The organism is Neobacillus sp. MER 74 (genome assembly GCF_023714155.1).
This window is the reverse complement of record NZ_JAMAUV010000016.1, coordinates 42,769-67,858: the sequence shown is the minus strand read 5'-3', so window position 1 is coordinate 67,858 and position 25,090 is coordinate 42,769. Positions and strand designations below refer to the sequence as shown.

The 25,090-nt window shown below is 41.3% G+C and carries 21 protein-coding genes and 1 pseudogene; 17 read left to right on the top strand and 5 right to left on the bottom strand.

What is annotated here, in order from left to right:
- Positions 1–28: 28 nt before the first annotated feature.
- The 10 genes and pseudogenes from M3610_RS20865 to M3610_RS20820 all read left to right on the top strand — a co-directional run bounded on the left by M3610_RS20865 (position 29) and on the right by M3610_RS20820 (position 10,913).
- Positions 29–1,489, top strand: a complete 1,461-nt coding sequence (locus M3610_RS20865) for an aldehyde dehydrogenase family protein (RefSeq protein WP_251462187.1) — start codon at positions 29–31, stop codon at positions 1,487–1,489.
- 34 nt (positions 1,490–1,523) lie between these two features.
- Positions 1,524–3,044 carry a M81 family metallopeptidase gene (locus M3610_RS20860; protein WP_251462183.1) on the top strand — a complete coding sequence of 507 codons (1,521 nt, stop codon included), beginning with the start codon at positions 1,524–1,526 and terminating at the stop codon, positions 3,042–3,044.
- Positions 3,032–3,511 carry a GNAT family N-acetyltransferase gene (locus M3610_RS20855; RefSeq protein WP_251462180.1) on the top strand — a complete coding sequence of 160 codons (480 nt, stop codon included), beginning with the start codon at positions 3,032–3,034 and terminating at the stop codon, positions 3,509–3,511. The genes M3610_RS20860 and M3610_RS20855 overlap by 13 nt, the downstream gene beginning before the upstream one ends.
- Before the next feature lie 56 nt (positions 3,512–3,567).
- Positions 3,568–4,977: a lysine 2,3-aminomutase gene (gene kamA, locus M3610_RS20850; protein ID WP_251462177.1), complete on the top strand. Its 1,410-nt coding sequence runs from the start codon at positions 3,568–3,570 to the stop codon at positions 4,975–4,977.
- 2 nt (positions 4,978–4,979) lie between these two features.
- Positions 4,980–5,258, top strand: coding sequence for a YokU family protein (locus tag M3610_RS20845; RefSeq protein ID WP_251462174.1), 279 nt, complete (start codon positions 4,980–4,982; stop codon positions 5,256–5,258).
- Between the two features lie 87 nt (positions 5,259–5,345).
- On the top strand, positions 5,346–6,848 hold the full coding sequence (locus M3610_RS20840) for an amino acid permease (RefSeq protein WP_285851405.1): 1,503 nt from the start codon (positions 5,346–5,348) through the stop codon (positions 6,846–6,848).
- 261 nt (positions 6,849–7,109) lie between these two features.
- Positions 7,110–7,739, top strand: a complete 630-nt coding sequence (locus M3610_RS20835; RefSeq protein ID WP_251462171.1) for an FMN-dependent NADH-azoreductase — start codon at positions 7,110–7,112, stop codon at positions 7,737–7,739.
- Positions 7,740–8,118: 379 nt separating this feature from the next.
- A pseudogene (locus M3610_RS20830) lies at positions 8,119–8,988 on the top strand (DUF1002 domain-containing protein).
- A 150-nt stretch (positions 8,989–9,138) separates the two neighbouring features.
- Entirely contained in the window at positions 9,139–10,101 is a 963-nt protein-coding gene (locus M3610_RS20825; protein WP_251462168.1) for a S8 family peptidase, read from the top strand.
- A complete protein-coding gene (locus M3610_RS20820) occupies positions 10,101–10,913 on the top strand; it encodes an endonuclease I family protein (protein WP_251462165.1) in 813 nt (270 codons plus the stop codon). Before M3610_RS20825 ends, M3610_RS20820 begins: the two co-directional genes overlap by 1 nt.
- An 83-nt stretch (positions 10,914–10,996) precedes the next feature.
- On the opposite strand, the gene M3610_RS20815 is transcribed toward M3610_RS20820, so the two are convergent.
- Positions 10,997–12,370 (bottom strand): sigma-54 interaction domain-containing protein, encoded by a 1,374-nt coding sequence (locus M3610_RS20815; RefSeq protein WP_251462162.1) that lies wholly within the window; start codon positions 12,368–12,370, stop codon positions 10,997–10,999.
- A gap of 285 nt (positions 12,371–12,655) precedes the next feature.
- Between M3610_RS20815 and M3610_RS20810 the strand changes: the two genes are divergently transcribed.
- The 5 genes from M3610_RS20810 (at position 12,656) to M3610_RS20790 (ending at position 18,256) form a co-directional block, all read left to right on the top strand.
- The gene (locus M3610_RS20810; protein ID WP_251462159.1) at positions 12,656–13,738 is read left to right on the top strand and encodes an aromatic ring-hydroxylating oxygenase subunit alpha; all 1,083 of its coding nucleotides are present in this window, start codon (positions 12,656–12,658) and stop codon (positions 13,736–13,738) included.
- The gene (locus tag M3610_RS20805) at positions 13,731–15,182 is read left to right on the top strand and encodes an aldehyde dehydrogenase family protein (protein ID WP_251462157.1); all 1,452 of its coding nucleotides are present in this window, start codon (positions 13,731–13,733) and stop codon (positions 15,180–15,182) included. The genes M3610_RS20810 and M3610_RS20805 overlap by 8 nt, the downstream gene beginning before the upstream one ends.
- A gap of 18 nt (positions 15,183–15,200) precedes the next feature.
- Entirely contained in the window at positions 15,201–16,292 is a 1,092-nt protein-coding gene (locus M3610_RS20800) for a tartrate dehydrogenase (RefSeq protein WP_311315845.1), read from the top strand.
- A 312-nt stretch (positions 16,293–16,604) separates the two neighbouring features.
- On the top strand, positions 16,605–16,793 hold the full coding sequence (locus tag M3610_RS20795; RefSeq protein WP_251462155.1) for a DUF3311 domain-containing protein: 189 nt from the start codon (positions 16,605–16,607) through the stop codon (positions 16,791–16,793).
- Positions 16,793–18,256, top strand: a complete 1,464-nt coding sequence (locus M3610_RS20790; protein WP_396953665.1) for a sodium:solute symporter family protein — start codon at positions 16,793–16,795, stop codon at positions 18,254–18,256. The genes M3610_RS20795 and M3610_RS20790 overlap by 1 nt, the downstream gene beginning before the upstream one ends.
- 113 nt (positions 18,257–18,369) lie before the next feature.
- Here M3610_RS20790 and M3610_RS20785 read toward each other — a convergent pair whose 3' ends face one another.
- Positions 18,370–19,044, bottom strand: coding sequence for a trimeric intracellular cation channel family protein (locus tag M3610_RS20785; protein WP_251462150.1), 675 nt, complete (start codon positions 19,042–19,044; stop codon positions 18,370–18,372).
- 384 nt (positions 19,045–19,428) lie between these two features.
- Between M3610_RS20785 and M3610_RS20780 the strand changes: the two genes are divergently transcribed.
- Complete coding sequence (locus M3610_RS20780; protein WP_251462135.1) at positions 19,429–19,776, top strand: Na-translocating system protein MpsC family protein; 348 nt, start codon at positions 19,429–19,431, stop codon at positions 19,774–19,776.
- Positions 19,777–19,865: 89 nt separating this feature from the next.
- Here the strand turns inward: M3610_RS20780 and M3610_RS20775 are convergent, their stop codons facing one another.
- The gene (locus M3610_RS20775; RefSeq protein WP_251462132.1) at positions 19,866–21,056 is read right to left on the bottom strand and encodes an MFS transporter; all 1,191 of its coding nucleotides are present in this window, start codon (positions 21,054–21,056) and stop codon (positions 19,866–19,868) included.
- Positions 21,057–21,382: 326 nt separating this feature from the next.
- Here M3610_RS20775 and nagZ point away from each other — a divergent pair, with 326 nt between their 5' ends.
- Positions 21,383–23,128: a beta-N-acetylhexosaminidase gene (nagZ, locus tag M3610_RS20770; protein WP_098573868.1), complete on the top strand. Its 1,746-nt coding sequence runs from the start codon at positions 21,383–21,385 to the stop codon at positions 23,126–23,128.
- A 61-nt stretch (positions 23,129–23,189) separates the two neighbouring features.
- Here nagZ and M3610_RS20765 read toward each other — a convergent pair whose 3' ends face one another.
- Positions 23,190–24,692: a sodium:solute symporter family protein gene (locus M3610_RS20765; RefSeq protein ID WP_098573870.1), complete on the bottom strand. Its 1,503-nt coding sequence runs from the start codon at positions 24,690–24,692 to the stop codon at positions 23,190–23,192.
- Positions 24,692–24,895, bottom strand: a complete 204-nt coding sequence (locus M3610_RS20760) for a DUF3311 domain-containing protein (protein ID WP_098573872.1) — start codon at positions 24,893–24,895, stop codon at positions 24,692–24,694. Before M3610_RS20760 ends, M3610_RS20765 begins: the two co-directional genes overlap by 1 nt.
- Positions 24,896–25,090 lie beyond the last annotated feature (195 nt).

The window sequence follows — 25,090 nt, the reverse complement described above, 5'->3', positions numbered from 1 at the left end:
GAATACCACCAAAAAGGAGGTTAAGTATATGTCTAGTCAAATCAAAACAGATATCCTTCAGGGGGATCTTTATATCAACGGAAAATGGGTAAGTGCCCCCGATCAATCCTACTTTGAAAGCATCAATCCAGCAACGGGGGAACTTGTCGGCATATGTGCTACCGCCACAACGGAGCAAGTGGAAGAGGCTGTCACAAAAGCGAATGAAGCATATGCGCAATGGAAGAACACCCCCATTCCAGAACGAGCGGCTTATTTAACGAAAGCAGCCGAATTGTTTGAAATTCGCAAACAGGAACTTGCTCGTGTAATGACCATGGAGATGGGTAAAGTGCTGTCTGAGTCTTTAGGCGAAGCGGGAGTGGTCATCGCGACTGCTCAATATATGGCAGGCGAGGGACGACGCCTCTTTGGAGAAACGGTGCCTGCCGGCTTCCCAGACCGGAATGTAAGAATGGTGCGTGAGCCTCTTGGAGTCGCGGCGTGCATTACCCCCTGGAACTTCCCGGTGGCACTTGCTTCCTACAAAATCTTTTCAGCTCTGATTGCTGGTAATACCGTCGTTTGGAAACCGGCATCAGAGGTTGCGCTTTCGGCAAAGATTTTTGTGGAAGTGTTAGCTGAAGCGGGATTCCCAGCAGGAGTTGTGAACTTAATTACCGGTTCAGGAAGAACCGTCGGTCAAACACTTGCTGAGCATTCGGATGTGAAAATCATTTCGTTTACGGGCTCAACAGAAGTCGGACAAAAGCTGGCTGAAATGAGCAGTAAAACGTTGAAACGTATCTCCTTGGAATTGGGCGGAAAAAATGCCGTGATCGTCTTGAAGGATGCGGACTTGGACAAGGCGGCAGACGGAATCGTCAAATCAGCGTTTACAACCACTGGTCAACGCTGTACAGCGGCAAGCCGAGTCATTGTCGAGCGTTCAGTAAAGGAACGGCTCGTACAAAAAGTAGTAGATTTAACAAAGTCTATGAAAATAGGAAATGGACTTGAAGAAGGGAACCAAGTGGGCCCTCTGGTCAATGATGACCAGCTTCTTACCGTCGAAAAATATGTAAAAACAGCGATTGAAGAAGGTGGAAAGATTGTGTCAGGCGGGCAGCGTGTCAATGAATTGGGCGGCTATTACTATGAACCGACCATCATTGAGAATGTAAAACCGAATGATACCATTGCACAGGAAGAAATATTTGGTCCGGTTCTTGCCATCATTGAAGTAGATTCATATGAGGAGGCCATGGAGGTAAATAACGGTACGATTTATGGGCTATCGACTTCCATTTATACAGAGAGCCTTCATTATGCGAACCGTGCAGCTAAGGAAGCAGTCAGCGGACTTGTCTATATTAATAACGGAACGTCCAATGCCGAGATGGGTGTGGCGTTTGGGGGGATGAAGATGTCCGGAAACGGTCATCGTGAAGTTTCCCATCATGCATTAGATGTCATGACTGAGTGGAAGTCCATTTATACGAACTATTAATGAACAGACCATATCGATTATAAGGCGGGAGAACATGAGAAAACATCGAATTGGTATTGCCTTCTTTTATCACGAATCCCACAGTTTCAGCCCGATGAAAACTGAAATCGAACAATTTCGAAATGAAGGCTACTTTATCGGCGATGAAATTTATGATGCCTATACAGGAACGAAAACAGAAGTGGGTGGGTTTCTGGATGTATTGAAACAGGAAGAGGATATAGAAATCGTACCGCTGCTTTGTGCGGCAGCGGTTCCATCAGGCGTAGTATCAACGGAGGCATACTCCATCATCGAAAACCAAATGCTGGAGTCCATCCAGCAGGCAGGAAGGCTGGACGGATTATTGCTTGCCCTGCATGGAGCGATGGTCGTCGAGCACCTCCATGACCCTGAAGAGCATTTACTCGGAAAAATTCGCGGGCTGATCGGACGGAATGTTCCGATCGCAACAACCCTGGACATGCACGCCAATTTAAGTGAAAAAATGATTGATTACACACCGCTTCATTTTGGATTTAAAACCTATCCGCATATTGATATGTACGAGCAGGGCATTCATGCGGCCACCGCTTTGTTAAATCAATTAAAGGAAGGTGTGACGTACTACGCTTCTTTTGAAAAGCTGCCGATGATGCCTCCTTCTATCAATATGAGAACGGCGGAAGGGCCGATGCACAAAATGATCGAGTGGGCGAAACAAGCCGAAGCGGAAGCTGATATTCATCATGTGTCCGTATTTGGCGGTTTTCCTTACTCGGATATTCCCATGGCCGGTGCAAGTGTCCTTGTTGTTTCGCTCGATCCGCAAAAAGGAAAAGAGACTGCCCAAAAGATGGCTTCCTTGTTCTGGAGTGTAAGAGAAGAATTTATCATGGATTTGCCCGGGGTAAAAGAGGGGCTCGCTTTGGCGATGTCGATTGAAGATAACAAACCGGTCGTGCTGGCGGACATCTCGGATAATCCTCTAAGCTGCGGGAGTGGGGATACAACAGAGCTGCTTCGGGAGATGGTGAAGATGAACATTCCCAACACGCTGTTTGGAGGACTTTACGATCCAGAATCCATTGAGGCTTGCCGCAGGATGGGAGCCGGAAATAAGGTCATGCTGTCCCTTGGAGGGAAAGTATCGCCTGAATTTGGGGAGCCCGTACACGTTGAAGCAACTGTCGTGGCCCTTTCGGATGGTGTATTTCACAATTCTGGACCATTCAATCAGCATTTAAGAGTTGATTTAAAAGGGGCGGCACACATTCGTGTTGGCAAGATGGATATTCTCCTGATTGGAAGGCCGATGTCAGCGAATGATCCGGAAATGTTTCGTCACATTGGTATTGAGCCAGCCAAGAAGAGAATTCTTGGGCTAAAGGCTAAAAATCACTTCCGGGCAGCGTTTGAGCCGATCGTTGGCCGCATCATTTACGTGGATGCACCTGGAGTGGCATCCAATCGTTTAACCACTTTTACGTATCGTCATATTCCTAAGCCAATTTGGCCGCTCGATGATATCCAATATGAAGGAGAACGGAGGGGGACAGAAAAATGGACACATTAAACAAAACTTATTATGTCGAAGTACCAGCTTCATTGAATCCAGAACAGCTAAATATGATGATGGAGCTTGAGCGGGACGCGTTTCCGGGATTAGGAGCCGTAGATGAACAAGCCCTTGTTCCGCTCACACGCTACGGGAAACTCATTCAATACCGGCAGCAGGACGATCCAAGGCCGATTGCGATCTGTGAAGTGATGAGAGCTTACCAAGATATTCATAAAGCCTACATTTTTGGGTTCTATGTCCGCTCCGACCAGCAAGGAAAAGGAATCGGAAAATTATTCTTGCAGGATATTTATCCGATTTTAAAACAAGATGGATTTCAAAAAGTATGCCTAACGGTCAACGTTGAGAATAAATCGGCTGTCAAGCTATACGAAAAAATGGGATTTGCAATAAAAGAGACGAGATTCGATGAATTTGGCGAAGGCGAAAATCGCTATTATATGGAATACGCCATTTCTTAATAAACAGGAATTCATTAAAGGTAAAAAAAATCAACCAATTTAGGGGGAGTTTATTCATGAGAAACACTTTATTCAAACCGAAAAGACATTGGAAAGAAATCGAGCTTTGGAAAGATGTAACCGATGAGCAATGGAACGATTGGGTTTGGCAGCTGACGAATACGATCAAAAATTTAGAAGACTTAAAGAAAGTAGTTAACTTAACACCAGAAGAAGAGGAAGGGGTTTTAATCTCAACAAAAACAATCCCATTAAACATCACGCCATATTATGCATCGCTTATGGATCCTGATGATTCAAGATGTCCGGTTCGAATGCAGTCTGTTCCGATTTCTGCGGAATTGCACAAAACAAGATATGACTTAGAAGATCCCCTTCACGAAGATGAAGATTCACCAGTACCTGGGTTAACACATCGTTATCCAGATCGCGTGTTGTTTTTAGTTACAAACCAATGCTCTATGTACTGCCGTTACTGCACGAGAAGGCGCTTCTCCGGACAAATCGGAATGGGCGTACCAAAGAAACAGTTAGACACAGCAATTAATTATATCGCATCGAACCCACAGATCCGAGATGTGTTAATTTCCGGAGGAGACGGACTCCTTATTAATGACAATATTTTAGAATATATTTTAAAGAATTTACGTGAGATTCCGCATGTAGAAATTATTCGTATCGGTACAAGAGCACCTGTCGTATTCCCACAGCGTATTACTGAAAATCTTTGTAATATCTTGAAAAAGTATCATCCAGTTTGGTTGAATACACATTTTAATACATCTATTGAAATTACGGAAGAATCGAAGCGTGCATGTGAAATGCTTGCAAATGTTGGTGTCCCTGTTGGTAACCAGGCTGTTATTTTAGCAGGCATTAACGACAGTGTGCCGATTATGAAACAGCTTATGCATGACCTTGTTAAAATTCGTGTTCGTCCATATTATATTTACCAATGTGATTTATCAGAAGGGATTGGCCATTTCCGTGCACCAATCAGCAAAGGATTGGAAATTATGGAAGGACTTCGCGGCCATACATCGGGTTATGCTGTTCCGACATTTATTGTTGATGCCCCGGGTGGAGGAGGCAAAATTCCATTGCAGCCGAACTATATCATCTCTCAAAGTGCTAATAAAGTCGTATTACGTAACTTTGAAGGTGTCATTACCTCTTATCCGGAACCAACAAATTATCAGTCAGGCAGTGCAGAGGATTACTACAAAAAGGTATATCCTGAAGTGTTCGAAAAGTTTGAAAGTACTGGAGTCCTATCGATTATTGATGATACGAAATTTAACCTTACACCTGAAGGATTAAAACGGTTAGATCGCCGCAAGACGTATAACGAAAACAATGAGCATAGTTCATTAAAAGATAAACGTGAAAAACGTGACGAGTTAAAAGAGAAAAAGTTCCAATCACAAATGAAGAAATATGAAACAGTGGGAGCAAAGGAGGAATAATTTTGATTTGTCAATGGTGCGAATCTGACACAGCACGTGAAACGAGCAACACAGTGTATTGGGAACTTCCAGATGGAACAAAAGCAATCGAGATTAAGGACACACCGACCATTCATTGCTTGGAATGCGGAATGACCTATCAAACCGATCATACGGTGAAAGAAATTGAGGATCAGCTATTTTTAATAGATTGCTCAAAGCTTGAAAAAAGTGTGACGTATGAAACACTTATGGCAGCTCCACGCTTATTGAAGCGAAACTACTTTGATTTTTCGAAATAATTAGCAAATCGTCTCCCGTTTAACAATCGTAAGCGGGAGATGAATTTTATCAGATGCTTATAAGTTCAAAAATGAAGGAGGACAAGAATGGGAGCAATCAAAAGCTATACTAATGACCAAAATAATCAGAAATATCAGAATAGAGAGGAGGGTAAAGGGCATATTCAACGCAAACTAAAGGCACGTCACATGACGATGATTGCTATTGGGGGGTCCATCGGGACTGGGTTATTTTTAGCGACTGGGGCGTCCATTCAAACAGCTGGACCTGGTGGAGCGCTAATCGCATATGGAGCGATTGGCATTATGGTCTACTTTTTGATGACAAGTCTCGGAGAAATGGCTACTTTAATGCCGATTTCAGGATCGTTTTCAACCTATGGCAGCCGTTTTGTCGATCCAGCCTTTGGTTTTGCACTTGGTTGGAATTATTGGTTTAACTGGGCGGTTACACTCGCAGTTGAAATTGCTGCCTCAGCTATTATTATGAAGTTCTGGTTGCCGGATGTACCGAGCATCGTGTGGAGTGCATTGTTTTTAGGACTGATTTTTTTATTGAATGCCTTGTCGGTTAAAAGTTACGGAGAATCCGAGTATTGGTTCTCCTTAATAAAAGTAGTGACCGTCATTGTTTTCATTGGAGTCGGTTTGCTCACTATTTTCGGGATACTAGGTGGACAGTTTATCGGGTTTAAAAACTTTACTCTAGGAGATGCTCCGGTTCATGGCGGCCTTATGTCCGTTTTAAGTATTTTTTTCATTGCAGGTTTTTCCTTTCAAGGAACGGAACTCGTGGGGATCGCTGCAGGAGAAAGTGAAGAGCCCGAGAAAAACGTACCAAAGGCGATTCGACAAGTATTTTGGCGGATTCTCCTATTCTATGTTGTTGCCATTGCTGTCATTGGCCTTATCATTCCTTATACAAGTCCAAATCTGTTAGGCAGGGATGTCGACAGCATCGCTGTCAGCCCTTTTACCCTTGTATTTAACAAAGTGGGCATTGCCTTTGCGGCATCTGTGATGAATGCTGTTATTCTGACATCGGTCTTATCGGCCGGAAGTTCCGGATTATATGCATCGACACGCATGCTATGGTCGATGGCAAAGGACGGACAGGCACCTAAGTTCTTACAAAATATAAATAATCGCGGGATTCCGATGAATGCCCTTGTCATGACGACTATTATTGGAGGATTGGCCTTTTTAACGTCCATATTTGGAGATCAAGTGTATACATGGTTATTAAATGCGTCAGGCTTAACTGGATTTATTGCCTGGCTTGGAATTGCCGTCAGCCACTATCGTTTTAGAAAAGCCTATACGGCCCAGGGCAGGGACTTGAACGATTTGAAATTTAAAGCGAAATGGTTCCCGTTCGGTCCAATTCTCGCTTTTGCGATGTGTGTCATTATCATTTTCGGCCAAAATTATCAAGCGTTTTTATCTAGTGAGATTGATTGGTATGGAATGGCCGTTTCTTATATTGGTTTACCGATCTTTTTGGCATTATGGATCGGGTATAAACTCGTTCATAAAACGAAGGTCGTTCCACTAAAGGAATGTTCTTTTGAAGAGATATCATCTAAATAGAGGTACCGCGATCCATTTCAGATGGTATAAATTTTTATAGGTAAAGCTAGATTTACAGAACCAAAAAAATCTTGCATGGATAATGTAAGGTTTTTTTGTGATTTACGGCAAAATTCCGATTTTATCGGCCGCCTTCTCCATTCTGCCAACCCTAAATTTTCCTCTCTTGCCAGTACGTTTTGTTTGACGAAAACATTTAATTTGTATATTATCAATTCGAGATATAAATATTAAAGATATCGCAAAAGGAGATTTTAATAAATGAACATATTAGTCGTAAAAGCAAACAACCGTCCAGCTTCTGAAGCTGTTTCTAGTAAAATGTATGAAACTTTCATGGAAAACTTAGAAGGCGTGAATGTTACAACGTACGATGTATTTGCCGAGGATATGCCTTACTTTGGTCAAGAGTTATTCAATGCGTTCGGTAAATTACAATCTGGTGAAGAGTTAACGGACGTTGAGCAACGTATTGTAACTGCGAAACAAAAAGCAATGGATGCTCTTTCTGCAGCAGATGTTGTTGTATTTGCATTCCCGCTATGGAACTTAACCATCCCAGCAAAATTGCATACATTTATCGATTATGTAGCTGGAGCTGGTTTCACTTTCAAATACACTGAAGCTGGTGTAGTCGGCTTGATGTCTGACAAAAAGGCTGTTATCCTAACTGCACGCGGTGGTATTTACTCAACACCTGAAGCAGCTCCAATGGAAATGGCAGCGACGTATATTAAAAATATGGTAGGCGGCTTATTCGGAATGGAAATCGTTGATGAAGTTATCATCGAAGGACATAATGCAGCCCCAGATCAAGCGGAGACAATTATTGCAGAAGGTCTAGCAAAAGTAGCTGAGGTAGCGAAGAACTTATCAGCGGTAAAAGCGTAAGTCGAATTTAAAGATTATGATTGGTGTTAAGAAAATCTAATTTCGCTTAAGAAAATGGATTAACATAACTCTACTAACAAAAAGGCTCACAACTCGTGAAGCCTTTTTGTTATGCTTAAAGTTCATTTTATGATTACTTAAGATGAATATGGGATAAGGTTTACTGTAACGGTTTGTAACATTTTTATTTGTCATGTAAGAATCTTAATATAATTAGCAAGAATGTTACCCATTCTTTAAATGTAATCCCAAACCTCTATGTTAAGATGATGCAAAGCCACTTTTTCAGAAAAGTATTTTTTGGGATATTAAATATAAGTGGCAAAACATTACCCATTCTTATATGGAATGGTTGAATGGATAAAAGGAGGTTTTTTTTTTGAAACGAAAATTTCAAGCCATGTTACTTGTCATAACGATTCTTTTCTCTGTTCCATCTATCAGCTTTGCAGACACAGCAGAAGGAGATGTCATTGTTACATTAGGAGAAGACCTAACCAAACAGCAAAAAAATGAAATGTTAGCAGAGTTAGCAGCACCGGAAAACGCACAAATTATTACTGTATCCAATAAAGAAGAGCATGATTATTTAGGGGAGTCTATACCTAAGGCGCAAATTGGTTCCATTGCTATTTCATCAGCGAGCATCACAACTGGTGCCAAAGATTCGGGGTTAGAGGTTCAATCGAATAATATTACATGGGTGACGGATGAAATGTATAGAAATGCCCTGACTACTGCGGGTGTAAAGGATGCAACCATACAGATTGCCGCTCCATTTTCTGTTACAGGTACAGCGGCTTTGACGGGAATTATGAAAGCTTATGAAACGACAACTAATGAAAAAATTCCTGAAGAAATCAAAAAAGTGGCGAATGAAGAAATGGTGAAAACTGCACAGTTAGGTGATTCTATTTGAGCGGACAATGCTGCTGCCCTCATGGGAAAAGTTAAGGATGAAATCGCCAAGAATGAACCGAAAACAGAAACTGACTTGCGCACATTAATTGAACAAGTTGCCAAGGAGCAGGGGATTACTTTAACAGATGCAGAGTTAGATATGTTAGTAGACTTCTTCAACAAACTAAAGGCTATGGATATTGACTGGAACCAAGTAAAAGAACAAATAAGTGCTACGACAGAAAAAATGTCGGCATTTTTGCAATCTGAAGAGAGTCAGTCATTTTTACAAAAGCTGCAAGATTTCTTAAATCGCTTACTGGATGAGATTGACGTCCTTTTTGCCTAATGAATAAAGGTTAATATTGTAATCTTTCGAGATAAGAACATTTGTTTGTAAAAATCCAACTAAAGTAACTGTTTTAATAGATTCTGAATTGTTAAACTATTAGTAACCCCCAAGAATATACAGAAAATAATTCTGTCAGGAGGGATACGAATGGAGAGAGAATTACAATTAATTCCGTATCAAGTGAATGAAAAGGTCGAAGTGGTGTCTGAGGTGCCAAAAGGGATAGAACTGATTGCGGCTCCAAAAGTCTGGGAGAAGTCGAGAGGTAAGGGAATCACGGTTGCGATCTTGGACACAGGCTGCGATGTCACTCATCCCGATTTAAGGGAGCAAATTATCGGTGGACAGAATTTCACGAAAGATGATCATGGAAATCCTGATGTATACACTGACTATAATGGCCATGGAACCCATGTGGCTGGCACCATTGCTGCCGTCCAAAACGGTACAGGAGTCATTGGTGTTGCACCTGAAGCAAGTTTACTGATTATAAAGGTGCTTGATAAAAATGGATCGGGGCAATATGACTGGATCATCAATGGGATTAACTATGCCGTTGAACAAAAGGCGGATATTATCTCGATGAGCCTCGGCGGTTCTCAGGATGTTCCTGAGTTGCATCAAGCGATTCAAAATGCAATCGCTAAGCAAATTCTAGTCGTTTGTGCTGCTGGAAATGAGGGGGATGGACAGGAATCTTCCGATGAATTCGCCTATCCTGGCAGCTACAATGAAGTCATCAGCGTCGGAGCCATTAATCTGCAACGCCGTTCTTCTGAATTTTCAAATTCGAATAATGAAGTCGACTTAGTAGCTCCTGGTGAAGAAATCCTTTCAACGTATCTAAACGGAAAGTATGCAATCTTAAGCGGAACTTCGATGGCAACACCGCACATATCCGGTGCACTTGCCCTCATTAAAGAGATTGCCAACAAAAACTTTGAGCGAAATCTAACAGAGCCTGAGTTGTATGCACAATTAATAAAGAGAACAGTTCCTCTTGGAAACTCTCCAAAACTCGAAGGCAATGGATTGCTGTTCTTAACAGCGGAGGACTACCTGTCGGATGTGTTCACCCAAAAGTTATCTGCTCAAGCGTTGAAAATATAATGGAAAAGCTAGATTTGCTTTACAGTGAGTGGGAAATAGCCGAGTCAGACTTTTTAAATTATAAAGAAAGACCCTATTATGATGAAAATAAAGATAATGTAGTTAGGAATCAATACTATCAGAGCATTTCATTCACGGATGCTAATCTGTCAGACAGCCTTCATGCATTGCTTGAAAAAACACATACAAATCGGGTAAACTACAGCCCTCACCGTTATGTGTACCCTTGGGTTGATTTGCAGGAAAACGGTTCATTAAAAAGCCTATATTCTGGAAAAGGGATGAATCCACTTTCTGTCATAGAGGAGGACGTTCGGCTCCTTGAAATGCAAGCAAAAGGGTTAATCGGTCTCTTTTCGGAAAATCTATTAAACTGTGAACATGTAGTTCCTCAATCATGGTTCGATAAAAAAGAACCGATGAGAGGAGACTTGCATCATCTATTTGCATGCGAACCCACCTGCAATAGCAGTCGCAGTAACTATCCTTACTATGATTTCCTCGATTATGTCCCTGAAGGATGGCTTCTAGGAATCAAAGATGGCTGCGGCAAGGCGGAAGAAAGTAAATTCGAACCTGAATACGGCAAAGGAATCGTTGCCAGAGCAACACTCTATTTCCTAATCCGCTATCCAAACACCATAAAAAAAGAACTAGAGAATGTCTCTTTATTGCTAAAATGGCATCAATCCTTTCCGGTCTCCATCTATGAAAAGCATCGCAACCTAGCGATCCATGAACTTCAAGGCAATCGGAACCCATTTATTGATTTTCCAGAGATGGCAGAGAGTATTGTAACTATTAATAAATGAAGTGATAGATTGGAAACTCCTTTGCAATAATGAATTGCAAAGGAGTTTTTATTTGCTTATTTCAATTTTTCGATCCAAGCTTTTCAGTTATACATCAAATCCTCGCAATACTCCCGGATTAGCTTTGAGGCTTTCGTTTGGCTGATATCGAGTTCTTTGGCTACTTTTCTGGACGACTTGTGCGTTTGGTAAGCTCTCCTGATTAGAAACCGCTTTGTTTCATCGACCGCTTTATCGAGTGAAGTAGGGAGTGCGAGCTGGGTGACTTGTTCAACATTGTCGGTGATCATTTCCGGCAAGTCGGACACTTGGATAATGGAGTCGCTAATCACGACTAACCGTTCAATCAAATTTTCGAGCTGGCGTACATTTCCCGGCCATGAATAATGGATTAATAGATTTAAACATTCTTCCGAAATGACTTTGTTGTCATGGTATTTTTTATTGAACTGGTGCAAAAAGTTATATGTAAGCGGAATGATATCCTCTTTGCGCTCCCGGAGCGGCGGCAGGTAGATATCGATCACATTCAGCCGGTAAAATAAATCCTCCCGGAATCGTTTGTCATTGACCATATCAATTAGGTCACGGTTTGTTGCTGCGATGATACGGATATCAACTTTTTTCATTTCGCTGCTGCCGATGGGAATGAACTGTTTATCCTGGATGACTTGTAAAAGTTTTGCCTGCAGGGCGAGTGGCATTTCCCCAATTTCATCAAGAAAAACTGTACCGCCGTTTGCAGCTTCGATCAATCCCGGTTTTCCGGTTTTATTTGCGCCAGTAAATGCCCCTTTTGAATAGCCGAATAGTTCCGATTCGAGCAGTTCTTCCGGAATGGCCGCACAGTTAATCGTCAGGAACGCGCAGCTTTTCCGCTTGCTGATCCGGTGGATGTACTGGGCGAGTACCCCTTTTCCTGTTCCTGATTCTCCCTGGATTAAAATCGTGGAATCTGTTGGCGCCACTTTTTCGCAAAAAGCTAGGATTCGATTGATCTTGCTGCTATTCGTAATGAACTGGCCTGTTTCTTCTTCCTCTTGAGTGGTTTTTGCCTCACTGCTCGTTCCAATCGCTTTGGCCATTTTATATGTCTGCAATTCGGTCGATGTGATGACGACTAGTTCGATTTCACCCTCGTCATTTAAGATTGGAATCGCCGATGTCATCAGTTCAGCCCCGATATACGTCTGCTGCCTCATGTAGCAAGGCTTTTTTCTTTTATACACTTCCGGCACAATGGATGGTTTCCAGTAGCCTTTTTCAAATAATTCGACATTGTATTTGCCGATGACATCACTCGGCTTCAGCCCATAATGGCGCTCACAGACCTGGTTCACATAAAGAATCCGCTTTTCGCCGTCGAGGACGAAAATTTCATCTTTGGAATGATCGAGAATTTTTAAAAGAGTTTGCAGCGTCATCTCAATATTGCCTGTTGCATCAGGACTTTTCATAGAATGATCCTCTCTTTTCTAAAGGTGATGAGTTAATTTTGACAAAAACGCTTCCATATTGAGTTAATTATAACTCAATATGAAAGCGTTTTTTATAAAAATCAAAATTTTTTGTGTGTTTACACTGTTTTGAAAAGTTGGCACGCTAATTGCATATATAAAATTGTCAGATAGCAAGGTAAGTATGTTGTTAATGTTATTAATTGTTTTACTATTTTAAGCATTCAATGAGAGGCTTTGCCAGCAAGTACTCACTAATCAATTATTTATGAAGGAGAATGAATTATGGCTTATAACGCAGTAGAAAATGCAACTAATCGGACATTTGAAAGAACCTTGACTTATGACAAATACACAGATCCGAAAGTACTTGAAAAAGAAATGGATCTTGTTTTCTCTAAATCTTGGCAGCTTGTGGGGCATGTTAGTCAGTTAGAAAAAGTAGGTGCTTTCTTTACCACTGAAGTAGCGAATGAACCAATTATCGTGACTCGTGGGCAGGATGAAGTCATCCGTGCTTTTTATAACGTCTGCCCGCACCGTGCAACAAAGCTTGAAAAAAATGAGTCAGGTAAGAAGAAAATTTTACAATGCGCCTACCATGGCTGGACCTTTAAATTAGATGGGCAATTAAACAAAGCACCTAACTTTAAAGGGGAAGATGCAGCTTGTGTACAAGACGCTTGTTTACGCTCAGTCCGCATGGAAATCTTGGAATCTTTAATCTTTGTCAACTTGGACGATAACGCGAAGCCGCTTAGCGAATCTTACGGCGATTTCTTCGACCGCTTGAGCAAATATCCGTTTTTAAGTGAGTTAAAACGAACAAACCAAACCTCACGGGTGATTAAAGCGAACTGGAAAGCGTTTATTGATAATTATTTAGAGTGTGACCACTGCCATGTGGCACATCCAAGCTTCGTTGCAGCCCTTGACATGGATGATTATCAAATCATTACCTGTGAAAATTATTCACTACAAGGATCGATTGTTAAACCGGATAAAAATTATGGAACAGTCGATTTAAATCAGGCGGAAATGAAAGGCGGATCATTCTTCTGGCTATGGCCAAACCTAATGTTGACCATTTATCCGGGTCCTGGCAATATGGCAACGATTCAATTGGTGCCGATTGATCATGAAACAACATTGATTCTTTATACTTATTATTTCCGCGATGAGAATTTGACTCAAGAAGAAAAAGACTTAGTTGCTTTTGCGGAACAAGTTCGCCTGGAGGATGTGGAACTTGTCGAATTAGAACAAATTGGTTTCCGTTCTCGTGCATTTAACAAAGGAAGATATTCGTCTTCAGAAAAAGCAATTGTACAATTTCATGAAATGGTATTGGAGGCCCTCAATGAGTAATTTAGCGAATGAAGCCAAAGCGAAGAAGAAGTATCTGATGATCAATGGAGAAAAAGTAGAAACAGCGAAATATGCTCCATTATATTCACCGTATTCCGGAGAAGAAATCGCTCAAATTGCGATGGCGGATAAACATCTGACAGTACAGGCCATTGCGGCTGCCTACGAGGCACGCGAAAGTATGGCGAAAATGCCGGCGTATCAGCGGGCGGAGATTTTAGAAAATGTGGTGGCGCTTTTAAAAGAGAAAGCGGACGAAGCGGCTGAAGTTATTTCTCGTGAATCAGCGAAACCCATCATGTTCGCGAAAGCGGAAGTGGCAAGAACGATTGAAACGTATAAGTTTGCGGCCGAAGAGGCAAAAAGAATTCACGGAGAAACGATTCCTTTTGACGCAGCTGCTGGCGGCGTCGGCCGAATTGGTTACACATTAAGAGAACCAATTGGGGTCATTGGGGCGATCACCCCATTTAACTTCCCGATGAACCTTGTTGCTCATAAAGTCGGGCCGGCAATTGCAGCTGGCAATACGATCGTTTTGAAGCCAGCATCCCAGACACCTCTGTCTGCCCTCTTTATTGCGGAAATTTTTGAAGAAGCCGGACTTCCAGCGGGGGCTTTGAATGTTGTAACTGGTCCTGGCGGCACGGTTGGGGACGCGATTGTCGAAGACGACCGTGTTAGCATGGTGACATTCACAGGTAGTCCGAGCGTCGGCATCGGGATTCGGAACAAGGCAGGCTTGAAAAAGACGACGCTTGAACTTGGTTCAAATGCCGCCTTAATTATTGATAAGGATATTGACATTGATTCGATTATTGACCGCTGCATCATGGGTGCTTTTTCTAACCAAGGACAAGTTTGTATTTCCTTGCAGCGTGTGTATGCACATGAAGATGTATATGAAGAATTTTTTGCGAAGTTCACTGAAGCAGCGAAGAAGTTGAAAATCGGTGACCCGCTTGATCCGGATACGTATATTTCAGCGCTAATCTCTAAAGGGGAATCAGAACGTGTGCTGGGCTGGATTGAAGAAACGAAAGGCAGCGATGCGAGGATAGCAGCGGGCGGCAAACTGCAGGACGGCGTTCTTGAGCCAACCATTATTACCGATGCGGACCATTCCTTAAAAATCTCTTGTCAGGAAGCCTTTGCTCCAGTTGTCGTTGTAAACAAAGTGCGTTCAGTTGGAGAGGCGATTGAGCAAGTGAATGATTCTCGCTTTGGTTTACAGGCTGGAATTTATACAAACAATGTGAAAAATGCGTTGTTCGCTTCAAAAGAATTGCATGTGGGCGGTGTCATTATTAATGATGTACCGACCTATCGTGTTGACCAAATGCCATACGGCGGTGTAAAAGAAAGTGGGACAGGTCGTGAAGGAATAAAATACGCTGTGGAAGAAATGACTGAACTGAAATTGGTCGTTTGGAACCAAGGCTAAAAAACGAGGGAGATCATTGTGAAGCACTATAAAATTGCAGTTATCGCCGGAGACGGCATTGGCCCTGAGGTCATTAATGAAGGGGTCAAAGTATTAAACAAAGTGGCAGCACTTGATTCCGGTTTTCAATTGGATTTCACGTACTTTCCATGGGGCTGTGAATTTTACGCGAAAAATGGAAAAATGATGGATGATGATGGGATCGAGCAGTTGAAAGAGTTTGATGCGATTTATTTGGGAGCCGTCGGGTTTCCCGGCGTCCCCGACCATATTTCACTGTGGGATCTATTGTTAAAAATCCGAAAAAGCTTCGATCAATATGTGAACATTCGGCCGGTAACCCTGCTAAAAGGGGCGCACTTACCACTTGTCGATGTGAAACGCGAGGACATCGATATGCTGTTCATTCGTGAAAATACGGAAGGGGAGTATTCAGGCGCAGGTGATTGGCTGTTTAAAGGGCAGGAACACGAGGTCGTTATGCAAAACGGTGTCTTTTCCCGTAAAGGCACGGAGCGAATCATTCGTTACGCGTTTGAAACAGCGAAAAAAGAAGGCAGGTCACTGACGAGCATTTCTAAAGCAAACGCCCTTAATTATTCGATGGTATTTTGGGATCAGGTATTTGAAGAAGTGAGCGCAGATTATCCGGAAGTCAAAACGGCTTCATATCTTGTCGACGCAGCGGCGATGCTGATGATTAAAGATCCAAAACGCTTTGAAGTCGTTGTAACTTCGAACTTGTTCGGGGATATTTTAACGGATTTGGGAGCGGCCATTGCTGGAGGAATCGGACTCGCTGCTGGAGCGAATATCAATCCGGAAAGAAACTTTCCATCTATGTTTGAGCCGATTCACGGATCTGCTCCGGATATTGCTGGACAGCAAATTGCCAATCCGCTGGCAGCTATTTGGTCCGCCAGCCAAATGCTCGACTTTTTCGGCTATGAAGCATACGGAAAACTCGTGTTGGATGCCATCGAACAACTTCTAGTAGAAAATGAGGTTTTGACACCGGATATGAATGGCACTTCTTCAACTGCTGATGTAGGAAACCGTGTCGTAGATTTGATAGAATCTTTCGTTGATTCCCAAAAGGTGAATAGCTGATAGATTCATCTAAGGTATGATCTATTGCATAAAAGGTCTCAACCGGCCTTTTATGTAATACCCGTTATATATTTTTTTTAAATGTAGGCAGTGTTAAACGTTAATGCTGATTTTGGCACTCTGTTGATTGAAGTGCCTGGAACGGAAATCAACAGACCAGTTTAACAGAACCAAAATGTAAAGCGTTTTCAAATTTGATGCGAAAATCACTTGTTTTTTACTAGTCTATACTCTACTCTATTAGAATTCGGAATAAGCAAAAAAAATAAAGTCTGAAAATTCATACTAAACTTCGTGAGGGGGAATTTCTGAGTGAAAGTTGTAATTTGGATCCTTGCAATCATTCCTATCATTGGTGCGTTCACGGTCGTAAACCGGATCGAGCCTTACATATTTGGGTTACCCTTCATTGTTTTTTGGGCGACTGCCTGGCTAGTTTTAACTTCAGTATTTTTATTGATTACTAATATTTTATTAGATAAACAGGAGGAAACTAAATGATTAGCTCGATTATCATTCTCATCGGTACTTTTCTTCTGGCTTTCTATTTAGGGATTCGTGCCCGCAAAGGACAACAACTCGAAGAATGGGCTGTAGGCGGCCGTAATTTTGGTCCAATCGTCATGTTCGTGTTAATGGCTGGTGAAATTTTTACAACGTATGTATTTCTCGGAGGAACAGGCGGAACTTACCGAATGGGCGGCCCCATCATCTATATCTTTAACGCCTTCTGTTATATTGTGCCGTTCTGGATTTTGCCTCCGATTTGGCGTTATGCCAAAAAGCATCGAGTGATTACCCAGTCTGACTTTTTTGCAAAGAAGTATGATAGTAAACCACTCGGGTTATTAGTCGCTATCGTCGGGGTCGTTTCAATGATTCCTTATATCGTATTACAGTTAAAAGGTCTTAAAATCATTGTGTCAGAGGCTTCCTACGGTGCAATTTCACCGAATTTAGCTGTATGTATTGGGGTAGTTGCCGTCACGATTTTTGTGTCATTGTCCGGTATTCACGGTTCAGCCTCAACGGCCATTTTAAAAGACATTCTCCTTCTTGGTGTTATTCTATTTTTAGGTTTCTATCTACCATATCATTATTATGGCGGCATTCAACCGATGTTTGAAACATTGGATGCGGCAAAGCCGGAGTTCTTATTAATGCCTGACGAGGGCTTAAGTATATCCTGGTATATTTCAACCTGTTTAACGATCGGATTGGGACAATATATGTGGCCTCAATGCTTCGGTGCCAGTTTATCATCGAAAAATGAAAGAACATTGCGACAGAATGCAGCCATTTTGCCGCTGTACCAAATCATATTGGTATTCATTTTATTCATTGGCTTCACGGCCCTTTTACAAATTCCAAATTTACAAGGAGCGGATACAGATTTATCCCTCTTTAAAATCGCTAAAGCAACATTCGATCCTTGGGTGGTCGGAGTCATAGGAGCAGCTGGTATCTTAACAGCATTGGTCCCGTGTTCGATGTTATTACTCACGGCAGCGACGATCTTAACGAAAAATATTTATAAATCGATTAAACCGAATACCACCGACGAGCAAATTGGACGCTATACACGTATGTGTGTCCCTATCGTGGCTTTAATCGCCTTATTTTTCACTTTTTTCGGCGGAAACAGTATTATTGCCTTACTGATCATGGCTTACAGCTTTGTACTGCAATTATTCCCACCACTGTTTTTAAGTTTATGGAAGAAAAACCCCGTTACTAAAACAGGCGCAGCTGCAGGGATTATATCCGGTGTGATCATGGTAGCTTATGTCACCCTAACTAGTTCGACGATGGCGACGTTCTTTCCGAAGGCCCCTTCGTATATAAAAGATCTCGATGTGGGTATCGCGGCCCTTGTCATTAACATTGTGTTCATGTTCGCGGTCAGTGCATTTACTAGAACATCAGTACAACTAGAGGGAGAGATTGATACAAAAGCGGTATAAGATTAGTTAAAAAAACTAATATGATCTCCATCTAACCTACAAAGGCTTGTTCTTTGTAGGTTTTTTTGAATGTATAGATGTAGCATCAATCGGGAGCTAGATTTATATAGGCCCTAATTTTTAGGGATAGTAAAATCCTCCGACCTAAAAGAATTTTCTGATAAAATACGTATCTGTGTTTTCCTGCCCTTTTTATGATTGCAGGGCAGGTGGAGCCGCCACTGATAGCGAATAGCAGACATGCGTAACGCCATAACAATAAGGACAATCAGGGTCAACTGAATGGGGGTGTTCCAACCCAGCCAAATACATATGGCACATAAAATCGTTAAAATTGCATGGATTTCTTCCTTTAAAGCAAGGGGTTTTCGGGCGGCGATGATGTCACGAATCATCCCCCCTCCAACGCCGGTAAACATCGAAGCCAAGACCATTACGCCCAAATCATTAGAAAAAACCTTTTGGGCTGACATTGCTCCTTGAAGAGCAAAGGAAGCAAGACCAATGGAATCAAAAAATAAACTCCACCGCTTCCAATGATTAATCCACTTTAGCGGCAATAATACGATGAATGTCAGCGTTATTAAAACTGTTAAAATGATGGAATGGTCCCAAAGCTCTGAAATAGGGACACCGATAATCAAATTTCGTACGATCCCTCCCCCAAAGGCTGTGGTTAAACCCAATGCGTAAACCCCCACAAAGGAATATTCTGCTTCAAGGGCTACAAAAGCCCCGCTTGCTGCATATGAAATAATTCCGATAAAATGAAGGACGATCCAAGACATTCCTTTAAAAACCTCCTGATATAAATAATTTATTTTCCTAATCTCTTTAGACGAAAATACGAACTTTGGAAAATACTTTGCAAGAAAGAAAAATATTTTTTCCATTTTTATACAAAAAACTCCACCACAAGAAATCGTCTCATCAGACGACAGTTTGTGGTGGAGTAATCAATTAGCATTGCCTACTAATAAATCATTCCATTGGAAATAATAAATAGAGTTCTAACAAAAAGTTTTATTAGGGCTCCATCAGTAAAATTTGTCTAAATTTTGTCCAACGGCATTGATTATACTCCCCTCAACCAGAAAAGCAAGACAAATTTAGGACTGGTTGAATTTTTTGTAGACTTTGTTGTATAGTATCGAGTTGTTAGGAGGAGAGACATGGGGAAAAAGGAAACAGCGTTTAATGATATTGTACGGAAAATGCGGAAAGAGATTTTTGGAAAGGGACCGGAGCGAATTTTTACTCACTTTGTGGATAATATGGCTATCACAACCATGTATGGTATTCTAACTCCGACAGAAAAATTTATTGCACAATCTCAAGAGGGTAAAAAAGTAATTCATAGTGCCCGAACCGAAATGATTCGGGAGATATATAAGCAAAAAATACCTGAGGGAATGGAGGAGATCGTAGGTTCAAAACTGCTTCATTTATTTTCGGATGCAAAGATTGAAGAGGATATGGCTGTATCTGTATTTATTTTTGAAAAAACGATTGAGTTATAACCGATTGTTTTTAAAGGTATTGGTTTTGAGGCATTTGAAAGAAGTATCAAAGAACACTTCAAGGTTCTTGATACTTCTTTCTTCTTTTATTATGCGGTTTTTGTTTGTTTTTGGTCCAAGTGATGGCTTAGCAAAGTTAGAAGACTTGCAAGTATTGCAATCAATCCGCCGACCCATGTCACACTCATCAAATTGCCTTGATGGTAAACCATTCCGCCTGCTGCGGACCCCAGGGCAATACCGATATTGCTAGCGACTGGCATTAGTGAAGCAGCGAGTCCTGTCGCTTTTGGTTGATAAATACCTGCAAGGTCAATCAAATAAAGCTGGGTAGATGTGGTTAAAAGGATGGCCATTAAAGACATCAAGCCAATGTTAATCAATCCATAGAATAAATTATTTGTAGTCCAATATAAGCTGATTAGAACAATTGCTTGCAAAAGGAAAACAATGCGAAGACGCCCGATCGCATTGTTGCTAGCAATTTTTCCAGCGAGTATGTTGCTGAAAATCGAAATGAATCCGTAGCCAAATAATATCAAACTGATGGAATTACTCGGTGCTTCCATTCCATTCAGGATCGGAACAAGATACGTATAAACGGCATAGGTCGCTCCAAATCCTAAAGATGGAATGAAAAACGCCATTAAGATTCGTGGGTGTGTCAACAAAGAAAATTGATCACGCATTGAACTGCGAAATTGACTGAGCTTATTAGGCAAAACGAAGAAAGATGCCAAAAACGCAATTCCACCAAGAAAAGTCGTTAACAGGAAAGTTGCATTCCAGTTGTACCATTCAGCGATCGCAGTGCCAATTGGTACTCCAATCACGTTTGCAAGAGTAAAACCACCGAAAACAAATGATATAGCAAGTCCTCGTTTGGCGCTTGGAATGGCTTCACTGGCAACAATCATGGCAAGGGAGATTAAAACACCTGTTACAATCGCCGTCATCATCCGAAGTACAAGAAGCATGATGTAGCTCGTCGAAAACACACACAAAGCATTCAGGATGATGAACGAGCCTATTAAAAACAACATCCATTTACGCTTAGGAAAATGACTTGTTGCGCTCATCACGAGCGGTGTAGCAATGGCAAATGTAATGGCAAAAGCAGAAACGAGTGTTCCTGCTTTTTCATTCGCTATATGAAGACCTGAGGAAATATCGGTTAAGATCCCGACGATAACAAATTCGCTTGTCCCAAGAACAAATGTTAATAAAGAAAGTGTAAAGATGAGCAACCAATGTCGCTTGGATAATTCAGTAGAGTTCATAAATACCTCTTTTCTTTGATGAATGTATATGTGAAACATGGCAGTAAACAATTAAAACATCATACCATAAAACATTTTTACTAGGATAGTCCATACTTTTTACCAGCCATTAAAAAGGGAGTTAGATTCCTTCATTCACTGGCATTCTATATCATAAAAACATGGTTTCTGGATTCATTAAAAAGCTGTAATATACAGAGGTATGAATCATATTTGTATGTTACAGCAAGTTTTTAACGCTCCATTTAGGTATAATGGATAAACAAGACATTGCGTAAAACTTGCAATATATAAATGGTGAGTTTGCCAAAGAAAGGGATTCTATTATGTCAAAACGTAAAAAGTCCATCTTGAAACCACTTATTTTGTCCACCCTATCGCTCTTTATTATTCTAGTTGTAGTTTTTTATGTTATGGATAAGGACAGGGAAGGGAAGCAGAACCCAACGGAGAACTCTCAACCAGTCGTTGAACCTTCACCCAATACTCCACCAGAATTAGGTGAAAATAATAATCAGAAGCTGCATGACTATATTAATGACCTTTTTTCCTTCGCGAAGGAAGGAAAAGTGGTCGGTATCCCTTTCGTTTCGGGGAAGGCTAAGAAGCAGGAAGTACAAAATAAATGGGGAGAACCCGACCAAACAACAGACACTGAAAGTGGTAGATACGAAGAATATAAAAATCGAAATATCGTTATAGGATACACAGGTGAGATTGTCTCGGATATCCGATCATATGATCCTGAATTACAAAAAATCCGGCAAAATGACATCAAGAAGGCAGGCGGCGAACCTGATCAGATTCGCTACTATAAAGATGAAACACAAGACCAAATTATTCTTGTTTATCAGGTTACCCCTTTAACAGAGTTAAAGTGGATCTTACCAAAACCAACCGATCAGGAGCCAAATCCAAAAGTGGACCATATATCCGTCTTTACACAAGTTAAAAATCAAGCCGAGCAATCTACTCCACCGGACCAGCAAAAGACCATAGCTGACTTGAGTTTAGATGAGAAAATTGGGCAATTGATCTTCGCAGGTATAGCTGGCACCACCGTGGATTCCAATACAAAGAGTTTATTAACGAAATACAAGGTGGGCGGGATTATTTTTTACAAAGACAATTTAATCAACCCATCACAAACGGTGCAGCTATTGAATCAAGTGAAGTCTGAAAATGGCCAGAAGGTGCCGCTTCTCTTGGGAGTGGATCAAGAAGGCGGGCGTGTGACCAGGCTCCCTGGTGGATTGATTAATTTTCCAACCAATAAAGAAATTGGGGCCATTAATAATTCTCAGTTTTCCTATCAGGTGGGGACGATGTTAGGGAAGGAGTTAAAGGAATTTGGTTTCAATCTTGATTTTGCTCCTGTGCTGGACATCAACAGCAATCCAAATAACCCGGTGATAGGGGATCGTTCATACGGGAATAATGCTGAAATTGTGAGTAAGCTTGGTATTCAAACTTTTAAAGGAATACAATCGCAACACATTATCCCTACCATTAAGCATTTTCCAGGACATGGAGATACGTCTGTTGACTCCCATCTGGAGCTGCCCATTGTCAATAAAAGCCTGCAACAGCTAAAAGAGCTCGAATTAATCCCGTTTGAGAAGGCAATCAATAGCGGTGCGGATGTTGTTATGGTGGCCCATATCTTATTGCCAAAACTGGATGCTGATTTTCCATCATCTATGTCCAAAAATATAATAACAGGGATCTTGAGGCAACAGCTGGACTATAGCGGTGTTGTCATCACGGATGACATGACCATGGGGGCGATTATCGACCATTATTCGATTGGCAGAGCCGCAGTCGAATCAGTTAAGGCCGGCAGTGATATTATTTTAGTTGGACATGGTTATAACAATGCAGTGGAAGCCATTTCTTCTTTAAAAAGCGCTGTCCAAAAAGGGGAAATTACGGAACAAAGAATAAATGAAAGTGTCAGTAGAATTTTGGAGCTAAAAAAGAAATATGAAATAAATAATGAGAAAGTGAACAATGCGAATATAGAGGAAGTAAACCAATCCATAAAAAAACTTCTGGATGAGTACTCAAATTAATCTTTCAACCAGGCAAAAAACACCGTTTGGACTATAGACCCAACGGTGTTTTTTTATTTGGTTATGCACCTTTTCGATGATTTATTTGGACAAACTTTGATCGATTAAACAAAAACTCTTTTATCGAATTGGTTTGATGCTTTGCTTTAGCGGCAAAGAATGGATTCAAAATAACAATCGTTAGTAAGTTTGCTGATAATCCCCAAAATCCTTCATAAATTCCATGTGCGCTGTTTGTTGCGTAAACGGTAAAAGTTGTGGCCAATCCGACGAGCAATCCAATCGTTGTAGCTTCTCTCGTTTGATTTTTCCAGAATAAGCTCACAACAATGGCTGGGAAAATTTGCACCATTCCGGACACCCCTAAAAGCTGTAATGATACGAGGGCAGTAGGGAATAACAGGCCGAATAATAAAGCAAGACCAATGACAACGAATACCATCGAACGTGTGACAAGTGTTAATTTAGCACCCTTTACGTTTGGATTAATTAAATCACGGTAGATGTTGTTGGCAAATAAGTTGGACGCACCGATGGCCATAATCGAGCAAGGGATTAACGATGCTAAGGCGATCGTTGAATAGGCCAGCCCTTGTCCGATCCCGCCGTATGAAACTTGAATCAGATTTAAAAAGGCAAAGCGCGGATCGCTTCCCGCAGGCAAGACATGGTAAGCGACAAAGCCTAGAAAAATGACCAAGATTAAGACTACATTGTATAAAGGCAGGAACATCGCATTTTTTCGAACAGCATCCGCACTTTTTGCGGTAAATACGCCAGTTGCTCCGTGAGCCCACATAAATAAGGCCAAGGCTGAAACAAGTGAGGCGGTGATGAACCATGGGATTCCTTTTGGACCGGAAGTTGGAATCGTCAGCAGCTGCGGCGATTCTTTTACAAGGGTATCAATCATTGGACTCCAGCCGCCAAAATGAATAATCGGCAGAGAAACCACAAGGAATAACATAATCGCCCAGACGAGTACATCTTTAATGATGGCTGTATAGGTCGGTCCTTTGATTCCGCTAAAGAACGTAAACAGGGCAACAAGCAGGAAGGATGTAATCACGACTACTTTAACATTGATGAAGCCCGTTCCAGCCACTTGAAGCGTATCTTGGATCCCGGCTAACTGCAAATCAATATACGGGATGAGCATCAATACGCCGGTAATAGCGATGATCGAAGAGAGGAGCTTACTGTCAAAACGCTCTCGCGCATAATCCGCTAGTGTGGTCAGCTTGAATTTATTTGCTACCTTCCATAGTTTAGGAAGATAGAAATAGGAAACAAAGTAAGCGATGATACAATAAGGAATCGCAAAGAAGGCAAGACTTCCTCCAGAATAAGCTGTACTAGTCAGGCCTAAAAAGGTATAAGCCGTATATAAATCTGCGCCGACTAAAAACCAAACCAGCAATCCTCCAAAGCGCCTGCCGCCAACCGACCATTCCTCTACTGAGCTTCGCGACGATTTATTACGTCCTGCTATAAATCCAATTAGAACAACGGTTAAGACAATGAATGCGGTGATTAACAAAGCTGTCAAATTTCCTTGTTGCATTAGTCAAGACTCCCTTCTGATTTATCAAGTTGATAGATCCCTAAAGTGCATAAGGGTGTTAAGACGATCCATAAAAATAACCAAAATTGAAGAAAAGGCAGTCCTAAAATAATGGGATCGATTCGATTGGCCAAAGGCAGTACCACTAATTGCGAAAGTAACGGAAGTATAATTAGTAATGATTTCATGAATTTTTTGCCCATGTAGAAACCTCCTGTTTGATCATAGGTGAGCAATATTAAAATAGTAATATTGTCATACCAATAGTATTGTTGAATAATTTTTTTATGTTCGTAATCGTATCAAATCTGGTAAGAGATTACAAGTTAATTTTTTAACAATTTACAAAATTCTAATTAACAAACTATTAAATGAATGAAAAAAGCTTAATATAAACG

Coding starts and splice junctions, on each gene's coding strand:
- M3610_RS20865 (WP_251462187.1), top strand. CDS start 29: ATGTCTAGTCAAATCAAAACAGATATCCTTCAGGGGGATCTTTATATC.
- M3610_RS20860 (WP_251462183.1), top strand. CDS start 1,524: ATGAGAAAACATCGAATTGGTATTGCCTTCTTTTATCACGAATCCCAC.
- M3610_RS20855 (WP_251462180.1), top strand. CDS start 3,032: ATGGACACATTAAACAAAACTTATTATGTCGAAGTACCAGCTTCATTG.
- kamA (WP_251462177.1), top strand. CDS start 3,568: ATGAGAAACACTTTATTCAAACCGAAAAGACATTGGAAAGAAATCGAG.
- M3610_RS20840 (WP_285851405.1), top strand. CDS start 5,346: ATGGGAGCAATCAAAAGCTATACTAATGACCAAAATAATCAGAAATAT.
- M3610_RS20835 (WP_251462171.1), top strand. CDS start 7,110: ATGAACATATTAGTCGTAAAAGCAAACAACCGTCCAGCTTCTGAAGCT.
- M3610_RS20825 (WP_251462168.1), top strand. CDS start 9,139: ATGGAGAGAGAATTACAATTAATTCCGTATCAAGTGAATGAAAAGGTC.
- M3610_RS20820 (WP_251462165.1), top strand. CDS start 10,101: ATGGAAAAGCTAGATTTGCTTTACAGTGAGTGGGAAATAGCCGAGTCA.
- M3610_RS20815 (WP_251462162.1), bottom strand. CDS start 12,370: ATGAAAAGTCCTGATGCAACAGGCAATATTGAGATGACGCTGCAAACT.
- M3610_RS20810 (WP_251462159.1), top strand. CDS start 12,656: ATGGCTTATAACGCAGTAGAAAATGCAACTAATCGGACATTTGAAAGA.
- M3610_RS20805 (WP_251462157.1), top strand. CDS start 13,731: ATGAGTAATTTAGCGAATGAAGCCAAAGCGAAGAAGAAGTATCTGATG.
- M3610_RS20785 (WP_251462150.1), bottom strand. CDS start 19,044: ATGTCTTGGATCGTCCTTCATTTTATCGGAATTATTTCATATGCAGCA.
- M3610_RS20780 (WP_251462135.1), top strand. CDS start 19,429: ATGGGGAAAAAGGAAACAGCGTTTAATGATATTGTACGGAAAATGCGG.
- M3610_RS20775 (WP_251462132.1), bottom strand. CDS start 21,056: ATGAACTCTACTGAATTATCCAAGCGACATTGGTTGCTCATCTTTACA.
- nagZ (WP_098573868.1), top strand. CDS start 21,383: ATGTCAAAACGTAAAAAGTCCATCTTGAAACCACTTATTTTGTCCACC.
- M3610_RS20765 (WP_098573870.1), bottom strand. CDS start 24,692: ATGCAACAAGGAAATTTGACAGCTTTGTTAATCACCGCATTCATTGTC.
- M3610_RS20760 (WP_098573872.1), bottom strand. CDS start 24,895: ATGGGCAAAAAATTCATGAAATCATTACTAATTATACTTCCGTTACTT.